Source organism: Dyella jejuensis, from assembly GCF_044904675.1.
GTDB classification, from domain to species: Bacteria; Pseudomonadota; Gammaproteobacteria; order Xanthomonadales; family Rhodanobacteraceae; genus Dyella_B; species Dyella_B jejuensis.
Genome location: NZ_JADIKJ010000004.1, coordinates 93,218 through 109,689 on the forward strand (window position 1 = coordinate 93,218; position 16,472 = coordinate 109,689).

General features: G+C 60.4%; 12 protein-coding genes. 5 read left to right on the plus strand and 7 right to left on the minus strand.

Going from position 1 to position 16,472, the window contains the following annotated elements:
* The first annotated feature begins 62 nt into the window (after positions 1-62).
* Together ISP15_RS05385 and ISP15_RS05390 are read left to right on the plus strand one after the other, a co-directional pair.
* Positions 63-1,655 carry an AMP-binding protein gene (locus tag ISP15_RS05385; protein WP_404545881.1) on the plus strand — a complete coding sequence of 531 codons (1,593 nt, stop codon included), beginning with the start codon at positions 63-65 and terminating at the stop codon, positions 1,653-1,655.
* A gap of 133 nt (positions 1,656-1,788) precedes the next feature.
* Positions 1,789-2,397, plus strand: a complete 609-nt coding sequence (locus ISP15_RS05390) for a TetR/AcrR family transcriptional regulator (RefSeq protein WP_404545883.1) — start codon at positions 1,789-1,791, stop codon at positions 2,395-2,397.
* A 113-nt stretch (positions 2,398-2,510) separates the two neighbouring features.
* On the opposite strand, the gene ISP15_RS05395 is transcribed toward ISP15_RS05390, so the two are convergent.
* Entirely contained in the window at positions 2,511-4,109 is a 1,599-nt protein-coding gene (locus ISP15_RS05395) for a carboxylesterase/lipase family protein (RefSeq protein WP_404545885.1), read from the minus strand.
* An 83-nt stretch (positions 4,110-4,192) separates the two neighbouring features.
* On the minus strand, positions 4,193-5,611 hold the full coding sequence (locus ISP15_RS05400; RefSeq protein WP_404545886.1) for a spinster family MFS transporter: 1,419 nt from the start codon (positions 5,609-5,611) through the stop codon (positions 4,193-4,195).
* A 235-nt stretch (positions 5,612-5,846) separates the two neighbouring features.
* On the opposite strand from ISP15_RS05400, the gene ISP15_RS05405 reads away from it, so the two are divergent.
* Positions 5,847-6,764: an SDR family NAD(P)-dependent oxidoreductase gene (locus ISP15_RS05405; RefSeq protein ID WP_404545887.1), complete on the plus strand. Its 918-nt coding sequence runs from the start codon at positions 5,847-5,849 to the stop codon at positions 6,762-6,764.
* 897 nt (positions 6,765-7,661) lie between these two features.
* On the opposite strand, the gene ISP15_RS05410 is transcribed toward ISP15_RS05405, so the two are convergent.
* The gene (locus ISP15_RS05410; protein WP_404545888.1) at positions 7,662-9,620 is read right to left on the minus strand and encodes an alpha/beta hydrolase family protein; all 1,959 of its coding nucleotides are present in this window, start codon (positions 9,618-9,620) and stop codon (positions 7,662-7,664) included.
* A gap of 438 nt (positions 9,621-10,058) precedes the next feature.
* Between ISP15_RS05410 and ISP15_RS05415 the strand changes: the two genes are divergently transcribed.
* Positions 10,059-10,871, plus strand: a complete 813-nt coding sequence (locus tag ISP15_RS05415; RefSeq protein ID WP_404545889.1) for an alpha/beta hydrolase — start codon at positions 10,059-10,061, stop codon at positions 10,869-10,871.
* Positions 10,872-11,059: 188 nt separating this feature from the next.
* Positions 11,060-11,908, plus strand: a complete 849-nt coding sequence (locus tag ISP15_RS05420) for a methyltransferase domain-containing protein (protein WP_404545890.1) — start codon at positions 11,060-11,062, stop codon at positions 11,906-11,908.
* A 218-nt stretch (positions 11,909-12,126) separates the two neighbouring features.
* Here the strand turns inward: ISP15_RS05420 and ISP15_RS05425 are convergent, their stop codons facing one another.
* From ISP15_RS05425 to mprF, 4 genes are all read right to left on the minus strand, one after another.
* The gene (locus ISP15_RS05425) at positions 12,127-12,300 is read right to left on the minus strand and encodes a DUF1328 family protein (protein ID WP_404545891.1); all 174 of its coding nucleotides are present in this window, start codon (positions 12,298-12,300) and stop codon (positions 12,127-12,129) included.
* Positions 12,301-12,391: 91 nt separating this feature from the next.
* On the minus strand, positions 12,392-12,625 hold the full coding sequence (locus tag ISP15_RS05430) for a CsbD family protein (RefSeq protein ID WP_404545893.1): 234 nt from the start codon (positions 12,623-12,625) through the stop codon (positions 12,392-12,394).
* Positions 12,626-12,917: 292 nt separating this feature from the next.
* On the minus strand, positions 12,918-13,712 hold the full coding sequence (locus ISP15_RS05435) for an AcvB/VirJ family lysyl-phosphatidylglycerol hydrolase (protein ID WP_404545894.1): 795 nt from the start codon (positions 13,710-13,712) through the stop codon (positions 12,918-12,920).
* A complete protein-coding gene (gene mprF, locus ISP15_RS05440; RefSeq protein WP_404545896.1) occupies positions 13,709-16,312 on the minus strand; it encodes a bifunctional lysylphosphatidylglycerol flippase/synthetase MprF in 2,604 nt (867 codons plus the stop codon). Before mprF ends, ISP15_RS05435 begins: the two co-directional genes overlap by 4 nt.
* Positions 16,313-16,472: the final 160 nt, after the last annotated feature.

Genomic DNA, 16,472 nt, shown 5'->3' on the forward strand with positions numbered 1-16,472 from the left:
GTGCCCTCTTGTCGTTGCGTGACGATACCGAGGGCACCGCATGCAGGTACCTATAACCGCTCATGCAGTCCTATACCCTGACCATCGACAAATTTCTCGACCATGCCGCCAAGTGGTGGGGGCGACGTGAAGTCGTCTGGGCACAAGCGGGAGGCGCCAAGGGACGCATCGGCTATGCCGCGCTAAGAGAGCGCAGCAATCGTTTGTCGGGTGCGATGCAAAAGCTTGGCCTCATGCATGGCGATCGCGTGGGCACGCTGGGCTGGAATACCCAGCATCATCTTGAGACGTATTACGCCACGATGGGTGCGGGGCTTATCTGCCACACGCTCAATCCGCGCTATACCGCCGAGCATCTAGCCGCGATCATCAATGAAGCCAAGGACCGCGCGCTGGCCGTTGCATCGAATCTGCTGCCGCTGCTGACGTCGCTGTTGCCGCTTTGTCCGTCGGTCGAACATGTGATCCTGATGGATGGCGATCTATCTGGTGATTTTTCCGTCGCGAAATATGCGGCCACCTGGTGGTTGCATGACGTGTTGCTCAACCACTATGGTGCCGAAATCAGATGGGGCGACTTCGATGAAAACATGCCAGCCGGACTCTGCTACACCTCGGGAACAACCGGCGCACCCAAAGGCGTGCTCTATACGCACCGCTCAAACTATCTGCACACCTTGCGCATACTCCAGGCGGATGCCATCGCGCTGACCGGCCAGGATGTAGTGTTGGCCGCAGTGCCCATGTTCCACGCCAATGGTTGGGGCTTGCCGTTCGCCGCGCCCGCCGTGGGCGCCAAGCTAGTGTTGCCCGGCCGTCATGCCGACGGTGCCAGCATGGCTATGCTGATGCGCGAAGAAGAGGTCACCGTTGCCGCGGGTGTGCACACGTTGTGGCTGGGTGTGATCGACCATCTCGATGCCGTCGGTGGCGAACTGCCGCATTTGAAACGCATACTTATCGGCGGTTCGAAATGCCCCGATACGTTGATCCGGCGGATGGAAAATCGGCTGGGCGTGCAGGTGCAAACAAGCTGGGGCATGACGGAACTTTCGCCTACCGGAACGATTGCGTTGCCAGGTGTGCCGTCGTCGGATATTCAGCACTCCGGCCGTCCCGTCCTCGGTATCGATCTGAGGCTCACCACTGCGGACGGTACGGCGCTGTCACAACAACGCGGGGTAGTCGGGCATTTGAAGGTGAAGGGCGCGAGCGTGATCGACCGTTACTACCAAACGGATATCTCTGTGCTGGATGACGAAGGCTATTTCGCCACTGGTGACCTGGCCAGCCTTGATGAGGAAGGCAATCTCACTATCCACGGACGTTCGAAAGACCTGATCAAATCCGGCGGTGAATGGATCAACCCATCGGAAATAGAAGACATCATCGGCCAGCATCCAGCCGTCGGCCTCGTCGCTGTCATTGGTCGTCCCGACGTGAAATGGGGTGAGCGCCCGGTGTTGGTAGTCGAACCGCGCACGGGGCAAACCATCGATCCCAACGACTTGCTGGCTGACCTGAAAGGCAAGGTCGCCGACTGGTGGATTCCCGATGCGGTCGAGCAGGTCAGCGCCATGCCGTTAGCGGCCACCGGGAAAATCGACAAGCAACAACTGCGCGCGAAATTCGCCGCTGCGGACGGTAATGGGTAGGCCGTTGTTGACCTGGCCGAACCGCCGTGCATAGACTCATGCTACTTCTCCTTACAGCCGTTATCACGCCGCGATGCCAACGGATACGAAAAAGCGGCCACGTCAAAGAAAGTCCGAGCAACGCGCCGCGAGCATGGAGCAAATTCTCGACGTTGCCGAGCTGCTCTTTTCCAAACATGGACTCCACGGCGTCACCCTCGGCGACGTGGCCAAGCATGTGGGTGTCCATACGACGCTCGTCCATTACTACTTCCAGGACAAGCTGAGCCTGTTCGAAGCCGTGTTTGCCCGGCGCGCCGGCGTGACCAGCGGCCGCCGCATGGCCGCGCTGGAGCAGTACGAGGCGGAGGCCGGAGATTCACCCACGGTCGAAGGCGCGCTGCATGCGTTCCTGGATACCGATCTCGACCTGTACTTCGAAGGTGGCGAGAACTGGATGAACTACGCTGCCTTCTGCGCGCGCGTCAGCAACACGCCCGAAGGGGCGGCGTTGATGGATGAGCATTTCGATCCGGTCGTGCTCAAGCTGGTGGGCATCCTCAAACGCGCATTGCCCGATTATTCCGAAGAGGACATTTTCTGGGGCTATCACTTCGTGACGGGTGCGCTGATGAACACGCTCGCCCGCACCGGACGTATCGATCGTCTCTCGGGCGGTGTCTGTCATTCGGATGATTTTCCGGCCGTCAAGCAGCGCATCAGCCGTTTCATGACGGCGGGCTTTCTGTCGCTAAAGCGCTGAGCGTTTGCGAGTTGCATGATCACATGCGATACCGTCGTCAGCATGCTGACGACGGTAGGCTGCATTCATCCTCCAGCTTTGCTTTCGAACGTCTCTGCACTGATTGCAGCCGTTCAGTGCGATGCGCACTCCGGCGTCGCTGCAGGAAGCTTCGGCGCCCAGATGCCCACATTCCAATTCCATGGCTGATCGCCGCTGGCCCGTCGCCGGCAGACCACCTCGTTGACCAGTTTGTACATGCCGGGCATCAGATGCTGCGATGGTTGTGGCACATGGATGAATGCCATGTAGGCGTCATTGGAGCCAAACACCGGCCAATCGGGTTCACCCTTGGCCACCGGTTTGCCGGTGCGGGCAAAGCTGGTCCAGTAGCCGATCATCGCATCGGAGAGACGACGCTCGTTCGCGGTATCGGGAACCTTCGGCCATAGGGGTGGCGTGCCATCGAAGGTGCCGAACACGAAGGGCAACTCGCTGGCATGGAAGCCATGCAGCTTGGCGGCATCGGCCGCCGGATAGCCGTGGTCGAAGAAGTACAGATAAGCCGGCTGGCCGATCGCCGTCTGCTTGCGGATCAGTTCCTGTGCGGTCCAGCTGTACAGGGCGTCGCGGGTGGTGGCGATGATGCTCTCTTCCAGATGGTTGCTGGGATAAAGATGCAGGAAATCATGCGCGAGATCGCCATAACGTTCGCGAATCATGCTTTCGTAGATGGCCGCGCTGGCGGGTGGCTGGGGCGCCAACACCCGCAGCGAGCGGATCTCACCGCTGTTGGAGCCCGCCAGCAGCGGCACGGGTGCTTGTTCACCCTTTTCGAACGTATCGACCAGCTGCTTGGTCAGCAAATGGCCATCGATCGTTATCCAAGGGGCGAATCCGGCATCCGACGCGGCACGTGTCAGTTCGCCTGCGTCCATCGCCCGCAACGCGGCGAGATTCGGTGCATGCAACGCGGCGGCGAGCTGCGTGCCGCTTTGCTCGGCGGATGGCGCGCCATGCACGCTCTCTTTCAATGCCGGCATGGAGATCATGTACGCGCTTTCCGCGATCGCCTTTGCGAACAGCCCCCGTGCCTCCTGCGAGGCCATCAGGTACATCACGCTCAGACCGCCTGCGGATTCGCCGGCGATGGTGACATTCGCCGGATCGCCACCGAAGGCGTTGATATTGGTTTTGACCCAGCGCAGCGCGGCGATCTGATCCATCAACCCGTAATTGCCCGATATGCCGAGCGGCGATTCGGCACTGAGCGCCGGCAGCGCAAGCCAGCCGAGCGGCCCCAGTCGATAATTGATCGATACGACGACGATACCGCGTTCCGCCAGGCGCTTTCCATCGTAAAGAGGGTCGCGACTCGCACCGCCCCATAACGCGCCACCGTAGATCCAGAAAAACACCGGTGCGTTATGCGCGTTCTTCGGCGCCCAGACATTGAGCGTGAGGCAGTCCTCGCTCATCGGTACAGGCTTGGCTTCGTAGATGCTCGATAGCTTCGGCTTGGGTTGCAGGCACGCAGGCCCGAACTCGGTGCTTTTTCTGACGCCCGACCAGGCCTGCACCGGTGCGGGCGGCTTCCAGCGCAATGCACCGACCGGCGGTGCCGCGTAAGGGATGCCCTTGAACACATTCAAAGCGCCCTCGACGCTGCCCTGCAGTCGGCCGGCGGATGTGTTCACCACGGGAGCAGAGGTTGTCTGCGTTGTCGACGGCATGGCGGCACCTTCGCTCGAATAAGATGGGGTCAGGCTGGCAAGACCAACGATCAGGACGCCCAAGGCGCCCGTGCGAAGCGATATCACGGTGTGGTTCCCCCATTCTTGTTGGTGAGGCCTTCTCGCCGCAGCACCCGCGCCAGACACAAAAAAAGCACGATGGCGAGGATGTAGAACGGCACCAAGGTATAAAGCGCCATTTGCAACGAATGCGTCGGATGATTGGCCCGAAAATAATCGCTGGCAGCGCCGACGTAGGTCGGACCCAGACCGAGGCCGATGAAATTCATGATCAGCAACAGCAGTGCGCCCGACATGACGCGCTGCTCTGGCCGCACTTCCTGTTGTACCAAGGTCACCGAGGACGTCAGATAGAAATAGTTGAGCGACATCGGTCCGAGCAGGAACAACAATGACAGCGACCATCCCGGCGCCCACACAAAGCCCAGGTAAAGCGGCATGGCAAGGGCCAGCGATGCGGCAGGCAGCAAGCCATAGGCTGCTTTAGAACGACGGGTAAAGCGATCTACCAACCGTCCGGACAGAAAAATGCCCCCGCCCATGCCGATCGCCACGACCAATGCGTAATACAGCGCGACCTGATGCAGCGTCATACCTTTCTCGCGCATCAGGAACAAGGTGGTGAAGTTGCCCATTCCATAGGTGATCACCTGAGTCGCGCCACTGCCGAACGAAGCAAGCAACAGGACGGGGCGCGAAAAAAACATCTTCAATGTTTCGAGGAAACCTGCGGTTGCGGCGACGATGCTTCCCGCGGGTTTCGCAACGGCGTGATCCAGTCCACCGCGCGGCGGTTCGCGCACGATAAAGGTGAAAGCGGCGGCTGTCAGCAGCCCGACGCCGCCAAGAATGAGGAATGCATAGCGCCAACTGAAAGCGGCAGCGATGGAAGCGCCAAAAGCGATGCCCAATGCTGCGCCGATCGGCGGCCCCAGGTTGTACATACCCAACGCCGTGCCACGGCGGCTCGGTGGAAAATAGTCGGAGATAATCGCGTAGGACGGTGGCACACCGCCTGCTTCCCCAAAGCCCACCGTCATGCGGGCCGCCGCGAACTGCGCATAGCTCGTCGCGATACCGCAGGCCATCGTTGCCGCACTCCAGATGGCACACGCCAGCGACAGTACGCCGACCCGGTGGGTCTTATCCGCTAGCCAGCCGATCGGAATCGAGATGAAGCAATAGAACAGTGCGAAGTAGAGGCCGCCGATCAGCCCCAACTGGCTGTCTGACAAATGCAAGGTGTCCTGGATGGGTTTGGCGAGAATCGCCAGCAACTGCCGATCCAGAAAATTCAACACATAGACGAAACACAGCACGCCCAAGGCGACCCAGGCGCGGGTATTGGGCATCGAAGATGGATGGTGGACGGGGAGTTGAGCGTCAGGGATGTCGAGGGCTGCCATGCGTGCTAAGCCTCCCCGGCCGTGGAATCTGCCGGGCGGCCCTTGCTCGGATAGATGCGCCAACGATGGCAGCATCCGAATGGCCCATATCGAAGTTCCACTCGCACCGGCATCTCCCACTTCACCTTAGCTAACTGGCAGCACGCGAGCCATGCGTCTTAATTAAATCGATCGCAAGCCCAGCAACCCCGTTCCGGCCTCTTGTCACCGCAGCAGGTCGTTCCCGGCATGCGCCAGCCATGCCGATACCCGACGATCATGCAGGCAAATGCGAGAAGGGTCAATATTCACTATCATTAGTGTGAATATTATGAGCGCCGGGGAAAGATGGCTGCTGCGGTTGGCGGTGCTGGCCAGCAAGGCTTGGGCGAACTGGGCCAATCCGCGCTTCATCAGTGGTGCTCCCGTATTCAGCACGCACCGAATCCACATTTCACATCTTACGGAGGCTTGCGTGAATCGGTTTGTTGGCAAGGTTGCATTGGTAACGGGTGGAAGTTCTGGCATTGGCGAGGCCACGGCACTGCGGTTCGCCGAAGAAGGCGCCAAGGTGGTGATCGCTGCCCGACGCGCCGAGCAAAGCGCGCGCGTCGTGCAACGTATTATCGCTTTGGGGGGTGAGGCCCATTTTGTGCAAGCCGACGTTAGCCGGGCTGCGGATGTCGAAAGCATGATCAAGGCGACCCTGGAGCGATTTGGCCGTCTGGATTGCGCAGTCAACAATGCCGGCGTGGCGGGTCCGCGCTTCACTCCACTGGCGGAGGTTACCGAAGCGCAGTGGGATGAAGTGATGGGCGTGAACATGAAAGGTGTGTGGCTATGCATGAAGCACGAAATACCCGCCATGCTTGCCACAGGGAGCGGCGCGATCGTGAATGTTGCGTCGATCTACGGAACGAAGCCGAGCGACATCGGGCACTCTTCCTATTCGGCTAGCAAATTCGGTGTCATTGGCCTCACCCAATCGGCAGCAGCCGACTATGGTCAGATGTCCCTTCGCATCAACGCGGTTGCGCCGGGCTTCACCGTATCGGAAATGGTTGACCCAGAGCGACCAGGCGCCGCCGAACGTTACCACACGTTGACGGCTCGCCATTGCGGCATGAATCGATTCGGGGAAGCGCAGGAAACGGCAAACGCGATTGTCTGGTTGTGCTCAGAGTACGCCAGCTTTATCAACGGAGTTGTTCTTTCAGTGGATGGAGGGGGTGCTACTCGTTTGTATTGATCTACGCCATTAGCAGGCTGTTGAGAATACCCCCAACGCGCGACAATCACGGACCTCATCAATGGCTGGACCGTTGCCGTGCGCGGAGCAGATGTACAACAGTTAGGCATGTTTTCGTATGTGTCAGTGGACGAACGTGTCCCTGCCGATTCATCCGATCCGCAAGTTTGAAAAATTCAAATATTTATAGATTTGAATCCCTCCGGGCTTATGGTCCATCACTGTCCAATGCGCGATCCAGCATAGTTTGGACAAACTTCGATGGACGTCCAATAAGTTTGTCCAGTCGGACGCAGAGTTAGCTCCAGAGCTGGGTTGACCTCGGAATTGCGCTACGTGCAGGCGTCAAAAACGAGTGTCCAAAGGTCCACGCTGACGCCTCCGCGCAATTGCGAAGCTCTTTATGCGCTTAACTAGCCTCTAAATCAATGTTATCGCGCGAGTTCTTATGATTATCAGTTTCATTCGATTGTCCCTTGCGTGCGAGATCACGTGCGCAATCTTTGCGTTTCGGACGGGCTTCTCCGAGGAATCTCCAGGGCATTTAGCTGGCGCTCCCCCAAACTACTTTTTATGAGCCAAGGAGTCGTGTGCAATAGTTGGCACAGGATTTCGAGCGCTTGGATGCCAGATTTTTATGCATAGCACCTAGCATTGTGATGGCAATCATCGCTTCGTTGCCGCCATGTTTCGGCCCAGGAGTGATTAGGCACCAGATTCTGGAAAAACGCAGTTGCTCGCTAGCAGACAAACTATGGCGGATCGCGCAATCAAGTTTGATAATGCCGCCGCCTGGGTTGACGGACGAATCTGGAGTCGTTTTCATGTTTGCTTGTGGCGGGGCAGATCGAGTTGGAGCATAGGCTTTGTCCAGACTCGATCGTTAAACACGCACCCTCACGGCGAGGCCGCCTGTTGCCCCCGTGGCACTACGCTGCTCTGGCTTACCCCCAGGTTGGCATCGAAGAAGCCGAGCAGGTGACCATAGAAGTCGATGCGCTGGTCGTCCTTTTCCAGTCCGCCAAATTCGTCGGTGTAATCCAGATACACAGGCGCATTACCTGACTTGGCAAGCGCATCGCGCATCAGCTCGGCTATATAAATAGGTGCCGTGCCGTTCATGCGTGTATGCGCAATCAATACCGGCACTTTGATGTCGCTCGCGTGGGTAAGCGGTGAGCGATCCGCCAGTTGCTTGCTGTCGTTGCCGAGCAGTTCCTCAACCAAAGTGGCTTGCATCGGCGTTTCTCTGCGGACATACCATCGGGAAATCTTGCTCAGATCGTAGACGGCTGAATTGGCTGCCACGCACCGGTAGAGAGTAGGCTCTCGCACAGCCCCCATGAACGCTGCGTAGCCGCCATAATTGGAACCGTAGATGCAAATGCGCTTCGCATCGGCAATGCCCTGGTTGATGGCCCAATGGGTGGCATCGGTGACATCGTCTTGCATCGCCGCACCCCATTGCCTGTAGCCGAGCTGGTAGAAAGACCTGCCGAAGCCGTACGATCCGCGATAATTCACCCGCAGCACGGCATAGCCATGTTGCGCCAGCAACTGCACCTCGTTGTCGAAGTACCAGCTGTCGCTTTCGATATTTGGGCCGCCATGTACCAGCACGATCATGGGTGCCGGACCGGCATGGCCAGTTGGTCGCGTCACGAAGCCGGTCAGCACCAGTCCATCGCGCGCCCGCATGGTAAAGGGTTCGGAGGGAAGCTGGTGTTTGGGGTCGAGTGCTGCATAGGACCGGAACAAAAGCCGCGCCTTATGATTCCGGCGATCAAGCAGGTAATACGTGCCCGGGTCGCGGTCGCTCAGGGTGTGTATTACCATCAGATTTCCATCGGTGCTGACGCTAGTAACATTCGTCGTTGCATCCGGGAATGCCTTAAAAACCCACGCGCGCCAGATCGCGTCCTGACTGTTGGGGTCAATGAACCGAGCCTCAGGCCGTCCGGTACCAAAAAAAGCGCCCAACGTTTCGTATCCATCCAGGGATAAAAGCTTGCCCAAGGGATTGGTCACGGCATCACGCAGCAACTGCGTGCGCATACCTGTCGCAAAGTCGTAGCGGTCAAAACTGTTCGGACCTTCCTTATGCTCGACGATAAGGAACAAGGATCGGTTGTCGCGCGAGATGGAATTCGGATACATCTTCACCCCGCTAACGGTGCTGTCGTTCAGCGGCTTCCAATCCTTGCCGTTGTTCGTCACATAGACCGACATTTGATCATTGTCATCCAATGCCCAGGCCACGCGGATGACGCCGGCATGGTCAGCCATATACTTGGCGCCGTAGATCGGGCCTTCGGCGACGACATCGCCACCGTCCGGACTGATGTTGTTGGTATCCACCAAACGTGCCTGGGTTTTGCATTTTCTATTGATTACCCGCAGGCAGTAGTCAATCAGTACATGGTGGTCATCATTGGGAATAGTGCCGATCAACATGCCATGGAAGTTGACCTCGCTGGATTTGTCGATATAACCCAAGTGCAGGGTGGGATTATCCCCTTTGCCGTCTGGAAGCTGCACGAACTGGTTGTAGCGATCGGTGAAATGGGTCATCCGTGCAACCACCTGGTTGGAACCTACCCAGACAAGACTATTGATCGCGGTACGTTCGCCGGTGGAAATGGTTTTGACCACGCTCAGGTCTGCGACATTCACAATGACAATGAATGACGTGTCATGGGCGTGCTCGACGACAGCCAGCAACTTGCCATTTGGCGAAATGATGGCACCTTCGTGCTGTGGCCGGCTCACCAGCATCTTGCTGTTGTCGTCCAGTGCAACGGCGGTCTGTGGTGCCGCGGTAAGCGCCGCTGCCAGCCATAAAGCTCCAAGCATCATCTTTCCCCTTGTGAACGAAGCCGATTCGCTTCGATATCCGTACCGCTAAATCGGGGAGTGCGCGCGGCTGATATCCAGCGCATGAGGCTAGATAGCCTCGATGCTTGACTGCAACCGCCCGAACCTATCCCGCACGCACCATTTCACTCGCACGCAAGACCGTATAGCCCTTGCCAGAGCGATAGGCGCACAAGTAATGCAGCGTAAATTCCCCCAGACCCCCGCAGCAGAAAACCCAGTAGAGGTCTTCTGCTGATACTGTGGGTGCCAATGCTTACGCAAACGGGACATCTGGCGCAATGGGGTTATCCGGTACTCACGACAGTGGGCTGCTGTTTCCCTTTGTGCAATCCCTTACGTCGCTATATAAAACGCCCCCAATTGATTGGCGTCGGAAAATGCCCTGGGGGGCAGAGCACCGTCAGCAATTGGCTGACCATGCCGGACGGCCAGAGCGTATATCTTCGCGACTGGTCCAACCGTGACGCACGCGATGCGGTGTTGATCGTGCATGGACTGGGCGAGCATGGCGGGCGCTACGAAGCGCTGGCGCAATGGTTCCTGGCGCGGGGATACGCAGCGCGCAGCTATGACCAGCGCGGGCACGGCCTTACGCCGGGACAGCGTGCAGCCTTGCGGCATGACGACGATCTGTTGCGCGATCTTTCCGCGGTCTACCAGGATTACGCTGCCAGCTTCGGCAAGCCGCCGCTGTTGCTTGGGCATAGCATGGGCGGCCTGGTGGCGCTGCGCGCCGTATTGGACGGCCGTGTCGAGCCGCCTGCGCTGGTACTTTCGTCGCCCGCATTGCGAACGTTCGAAACGCCTTGGCTGCGCCGGCTGGCGCACCTGCTTTCGCGCGTGGCGCCGAATCTGCCGTTGCGAAGCAGGTTGCCGCTCGAAAAGCTGTCGCACGATGCGAAAGTGATCGAGGAATATCGCAATGATCCGCTCTGCGGCGGCTGGATTACCCCGCGCATGGCCGACTTCATCTTCAGCGCTGGGGCGTCCAGCATCGCCGATGCCTGGCGCCTGCGCGTGCCGACCTTGTTGCTGGTGGCCGGCAGCGATCGGCTGGTCGATCCTTCCGGCAGCCGCCAATTCGCCGACAGCGCATGGGCCACCAGGCAACTTACTAGCCGTTTCTTCGATACGCTGTTCCACGAGCTTTTCAGTGAAACGGAAACCGGCCGTCATCAGGTGCTGGCGCAGTTGGCGGAATGGCTGCGGCGAAGGGTAGCGGCTGGCTAACTTTATGGTGGCGGCCGATGAGCATTCGCGCGATCAGGCAGCCATCTCTTTGGGCCTTGCTGCATAGCGACATCGTCGCACGGCATGCGCCGCCCTTGGCACGCCGGGATGCATGCCGATAGCCTGTGCCAATTGATGCGGAGCCGATGCAGGCGCATGCTTGACTGACGCAAGCAAAGGTCAGCACGATGGCAACCAGCGCCTTGAAAGTCCTGCTCGACTGTCTGGAACAGGACCGGTCATGGCGTGCGCCGGATCAATTGCAACGGCGTGTCGATGCACTCGATCGCCTGGAAAGCTGTCTCATCCATGTGCAAGCCATGCTCGAACCGTCGCTCTATCGGCGCGTCGAAGCGATCCAGCTGGAGCTGGAAGCAATCAACCGTATGCTGTATCGCTCGATCCGCGACGAGATTCGGCGTGGAGCCGGTGTGCAGGCGTTACTGCCCTGGATGACCGTGCCGGAAGACGGCTTCGATCAAGATGGCTACGACCACCTGGATGCCCTGGCGAGCGGTGTCCTGCAATTGGCCGAACCCGAGGGCGATATCGCCGATCCGCTGCCCGGCATGGTGTTCTACCAGCCCACCCCCGCGCGTCACATCTTCGACTTCATCCGGCATGCGTCGCTCGGCGAGCGCGATGTGCTGATTGACCTCGGTTCCGGGCTAGGCCACGTACCGTTGCTGGCCGCCGCCTGCACGCCGGCTCGCTGTGTCGGTATTGAACGTGAGCCGGCCTACGTGGCCAGCGCCCGGCAAGCCGCCTTGGCGCTGAAGCTGGGCAACGCGACGTTCCTGCAGCAGGATGCGCGAAGCGCCGATGTTTCCGAAGGGACCGTGTTCTATCTGTATACCCCTTTCACCGGCGTCGTCCTGCGCAGCGTGCTGGACATGCTGCGCAGGGAAGCGCGGCGGCGCGAAATCCGCCTGGGCACGTTCGGTCCATGCACGTCGTTCATTGCGCAGGAAGCGTGGCTGAGGGCGGAAGGGCGATGCACGGAGCAGCGCGTTGCCATGTTTCACAGCGCCGGCTGAGCTTGCCGCGATCGCCTGTTCGCAGGTCAGACTGCATTGCCTCAGCGATGGGGTTTCCCGCGATGCGGACAAGGACCAGCCGGCACGCCTGCGCGATGATCTTTTTATCCAGGCGACGGGCTGAATCAGCAAGCATGCGATCGAAGTCATCGCATGGAAAAAGGGCACTGCGGCATCAACCAATGCCGCAGTGCCCTGCAAGGAAAGCGATTGATGACTTAAGGACGCGGTCCCCTGCGGATGCCGCCGAAAATCAACGACAGCACGAACAGGATAATGAAGACCACGAACAGAATTTTCGCGATGCTGGCTGCACCAGCGGCGATGCCACCGAAGCCGAAAATGGCGGCGATGATGGCGATAATGAAAAATACGGCAGCCCAGTAAAGCATGACAGTCTCTCCTGATGTGAAGGCATGCGTGTTTGCGCTAACTCCCAGGCCGGCGTCGTACTCGACATAAGCCGGACTGGGCACGCTGCGGTTAATGGCTACGGCTGCCGGTGCCTCGGCGGCTCATGTCCAGGTCTTCCTCGAACTCGCGCACTTGCCGTTCCGCGTCCTCACGGGCTATGCCGTAGCGCTCCTGCAGTCTTCCGGCCAGCATCTGGGCATTGCCTTCGACCACTTTCAGGTCGTCGTCGGTCAATTGGCCCCACTTCTGCTTGATTCGCCCGCTGAACTGTTTCCACCGGCCGCTGATCGTGTCCTGATTCATGACGGATACCTCGTGCGGATCGACATTGTGCCGACGCAGTGCGCGTTCGGCGTTATCGATTCGACCAATGCAGCCGTGAACACAATGTACGCGCGCGCCCAGGCGGTTCAGGCAGATGAAAAGGTTGCGCACATAGCGTGAGCATCGTGTGCGCACAGCGCCGTTGTTTTGGCGCTGACACGGTTTGAAGCGCGCAGACGCGAGCCCAAGATTGTGCGCAAGCGCTCCGGGCTGCTTAATTCCGGAGGGTGCCGGAGTGATGAAAAGGTGACTAAGGCCTGGACAACGTCTTCTATCGAGTCGCTGGCGCGGCGGAAGCCGTACCGGGCAGTTCGTCGATCATGCGCGCGGCAAGGCCGTCATAGTTGTAATCGAAATGATGGTCGCCCGGCATCTCGTGGACCTTTACCCAGGCGGGCAAGTGCGGATCGTCGCACACGGTGTCGTCGCTATCGTCGTGGCCGTAGTAGCACACCACCGGTGGCTGGGCCTGTAGCGCCTGGATCGGCGGCAGCGCCGGATAGTGCGGCACCGGGTTGATCCATTGCATGATTTCTTTCAGGTGCGTTTTGAGCCAGTTCTCGCGCACCATGATGTAGCCCTCCAGTTCCACCTCGAAGTTCACATCCTGGCTGGGCGAGAGCAACACCATCTGCGTGATCCGCGCGCGATTGGCCGGGCCAAGCTTGTCGACGATGGTGGGCAGCACGTCCGCGCCAAATGAAAAGCCGATCAGCCATATCTTTTGCTTATGCCATTGCGCGGTGTACCGGGTGATCAGCGCATCGAGGTCGCGCGCCGATTCCTCGGGTGAGCGATTGCGCCAGTAATAGTCCAGGCAGCTGACCCCCAGCACCGGAACGCCGCGCGCGACCAGCCGCGTGCCCAATTGCTTGTCCAGGTCGCGCCAGCCGCCATCGCCGGAATAGAAAATCGCCAGCACGTCGTCGTGGCCGGCCGGTGCCTGCGTGGTGGGCGACAGCTTGACCGTGGCCGCGTCCAGGCTGGGACGGGGGAAGGGCTTCCAGATCGCCAGTGCGGCGATGATCGCCACGCAGACCACCACGGCGATAACACGAAATTTCATCGACGCACCACTCCGGTAAGGCCGCCCGAGATCAGGCTGGCGACATTGGTAAGCACCACCGGCAGCGCAATGCCGCCTGGGACCGCCATATAGCGAGGCTCCCACTCGGGATCGAACTTGTCCTTGTAACGGTGCAGGCCCTGGAAATTATAGAAGCGCTCGCCACGGCCGAAGATAAGCGCGCCGAAACGATTCCACAGTGGCGCCTGGCGCCTGCTCTGCAGGCCCGAAAGCGGCGCCATGCCGAGATTGAACCAACGGTAGCCTTCCGCCTTGGCCCACAGCATCAGCTCCACGAACAAGTAATCCATCAGGCCGGCTGGGCCATCCGGCAACTGGCGCATCAGGTCTACCGAGGCTTCTTCCATGCTGTCGCTGAGGAACAGATTGGCGAAGGCGACGGCTTTGTCGTCCTGCCACACCACCGCCATCGGCGTGCGCGCGAGATACGGTTCGTCGAAGGCGCCGAGCGAAAAGCCTTTCTCGCGCACGCGCTTGTCGCGCAGCCAGGCGTCGGAGATCGGCTTCAGCCGCGGCAGCAAGGCGGGAACCTGCGCGATCGGCACGATCTCCAGGCGCAGGCCTTCGCGGGTCAGCTTGTTGACGGTGCCGCGCAGGGTCTTTTTCGATTTGCCGTCGAGGTTGAACTGTTCCAGCCTGACGCGAGCCTCTTCGCCGACCTTCAGCAGGCTCATGCCGACTTCGAGGTAAAGATCCAGGTCGGCCGGATTCACCTGGTAGAACACCGGCCAGCCGCCGCCGCGCTCGCAACGTTCGCGGAACGTCCATACCAGCTCCTGCCGCGCGCGATCGTCGCGCCCGACCGGATCGCCCATCGCCACCCAGCTGCGTCCCTCGATGCCGTACATGATGAAAGCCTTGCCGTCCGGGTCGAACAACAGGCTCTTGTCGCCCATCAAGGCCAGATGCGCCTGGGCGGAAGGAAATTGCTTGATCAGCGGCAGCGCGCGCGCCAGCTCCGCGTCGTCGGGCAGGGTGGGGCGCGGGCGCGCCGAGCGGATCAAGGTAGTGAGCGCGAACAGCAGCGCCACGCCGGTGGCGCCAACCAGCGCGCGCAACGCACGCGGCGCGTTGCCGTGGTAGAAGCTGAATTGCCACCACAGGTCGCGGCTGTAGTCCACGTGCTGGTAGCTGAAGAGCACCAGCCACACCGTGCAACCCAGCACCGTGGCGCAAGCGAGCAGCCAGCCGAACGAGAACGTCATCTCGAACAGCGAGGCGCGGCGATAGAACAACCGATGCGCGGGGGCCAGCGCCACGGCGAGCAGGATCAGCAGACAGGCTTCTTCGTAGTCGATGCCCTTGAGCAGCGAAGCGACCGCGCCGGCGACCAGCAGCACCAGCGTCAGCCAGTACGCCGCGTCCAGGCGCCGCTGCAATCCTCGCGCGAGGATCAGCAGCGACATGCCGATCACGCTGCTGAGGAAATGCGAGGCCTCCAGCACCGGCAGCGGCAACAGGTCGCTGAGCAATTCCAGCCGGCCCGGCAGCACGGCCGTGGCGCCGGAAAACAGCAGCACCGCGCCGGATACCAGCGTAAGCCCGGCGAAGAACGGCGGCAGCAGTCCGTTGAACCATGGCGAAAGCAGCGCGGCGTGGCGCAATCCGCGCGCTTCGCGCACCACTACCACTACCGTTGCCGCACATAGCGGCAGCAGATAGTAGACGCCGCGATAGGCCGCCAGTGCGCCGAGGATCGGAGCCGACAAGGCCTGGTTGCCGGTGGCGCCGAAGCCGGCCAGCATCACCGCTTCGAACACGCCCAGGCCGCCGGGCACATGGCTGATCAGGCCGGCGATCTGCGCCAGCGCGAAAATCGCCAGGAACGAGCCGAAATGCAGCACCAGGGCGTCCGGCATCAGCGCATACAGCACGGCTGCGGCCAGGCCCCAATCCAGTGCGCCCACGAAAATCTGGCGCAGCCCCACTTCCAATGGGGGCAGCCGCAAATCCCAGCGCCATAGCCTGATCGTGCGACGGAAAACCTGCCCGCCGATCAGCCACGCCAGCGGCACCAGGCACAACACGACGCCAAGCAGGAGCCGCGCGTGTGCCAGTTGCAATCCCGGCGGTATCGGCACCAGCAACAGGGTGACGCCGGTGATCGCGAACAGCCCAAGCCAGAAACTGACGGTACAGAACAGCACGACCTTGGCCACGTCCATGGTGGACAGGCCGGCCTGGATGTAGAAGCGGTAACGGATCGAGCCGGAAACCAGCATCGCCATGCCCAGCGTGTTGCTGAAGGCGTAGCTGATGAAAGAGATCAGCGCCACGCGCCGCTTCGGCAGCGTGCGGCCGATGGCGCCGAGCGCGAACAGGTCGTACAGCGGCATCACGGCATAGCCGAGCGCGGTGAGCACGATGGCCTGGCCGATGCGCCCGCGACGCAGGCGATGCATGTACTCGCCCACCTGGTGATAGCTCACCTCGCCAGCCAGGCGATAAAGCGCCCACAACGCCAGGCACAGCATCAGCACCGAAAGTGCCGGGCCACCGAACCGGCGCAGCCACACCGGGCCCGGCCGGGTCAGGGCATCTTCCTGGCTAAGGACTTCAGCCCCGCCTTGTTGCTCCACGCTACGATTGCCTCCTAGCGCCGGACCACGCACAGACCATGATCCGGCCCCACATTCCCCAAAGACCGCGATGGTGCCACACCCATCATGGCAGGCGACAACTTGCGGCCTGCGGGTTATGGCGTCCGCATGACGGCGCGTGATCGGAACGCGCTGCGGC

Excerpts from the sequence above, each read along its gene's own strand:
- ISP15_RS05395 (WP_404545885.1), bottom strand. The coding sequence starts at position 4,109 with ATGCCGTCGACAACGCAGACAACCTCTGCTCCCGTGGTGAACACATCC.
- ISP15_RS05390 (WP_404545883.1), top strand. The coding sequence starts at position 1,789 with ATGGAGCAAATTCTCGACGTTGCCGAGCTGCTCTTTTCCAAACATGGA.
- ISP15_RS05400 (WP_404545886.1), bottom strand. The coding sequence starts at position 5,611 with ATGCTGCCATCGTTGGCGCATCTATCCGAGCAAGGGCCGCCCGGCAGA.
- ISP15_RS05435 (WP_404545894.1), bottom strand. The coding sequence starts at position 13,712 with ATGAAATTTCGTGTTATCGCCGTGGTGGTCTGCGTGGCGATCATCGCC.
- ISP15_RS05405 (WP_404545887.1), top strand. The coding sequence starts at position 5,847 with ATGAGCGCCGGGGAAAGATGGCTGCTGCGGTTGGCGGTGCTGGCCAGC.
- ISP15_RS05430 (WP_404545893.1), bottom strand. The coding sequence starts at position 12,625 with ATGAATCAGGACACGATCAGCGGCCGGTGGAAACAGTTCAGCGGGCGA.
- ISP15_RS05415 (WP_404545889.1), top strand. The coding sequence starts at position 10,059 with ATGCCGGACGGCCAGAGCGTATATCTTCGCGACTGGTCCAACCGTGAC.
- ISP15_RS05410 (WP_404545888.1), bottom strand. The coding sequence starts at position 9,620 with ATGATGCTTGGAGCTTTATGGCTGGCAGCGGCGCTTACCGCGGCACCA.
- ISP15_RS05425 (WP_404545891.1), bottom strand. The coding sequence starts at position 12,300 with ATGCTTTACTGGGCTGCCGTATTTTTCATTATCGCCATCATCGCCGCC.
- ISP15_RS05385 (WP_404545881.1), top strand. The coding sequence starts at position 63 with ATGCAGTCCTATACCCTGACCATCGACAAATTTCTCGACCATGCCGCC.
- ISP15_RS05420 (WP_404545890.1), top strand. The coding sequence starts at position 11,060 with ATGGCAACCAGCGCCTTGAAAGTCCTGCTCGACTGTCTGGAACAGGAC.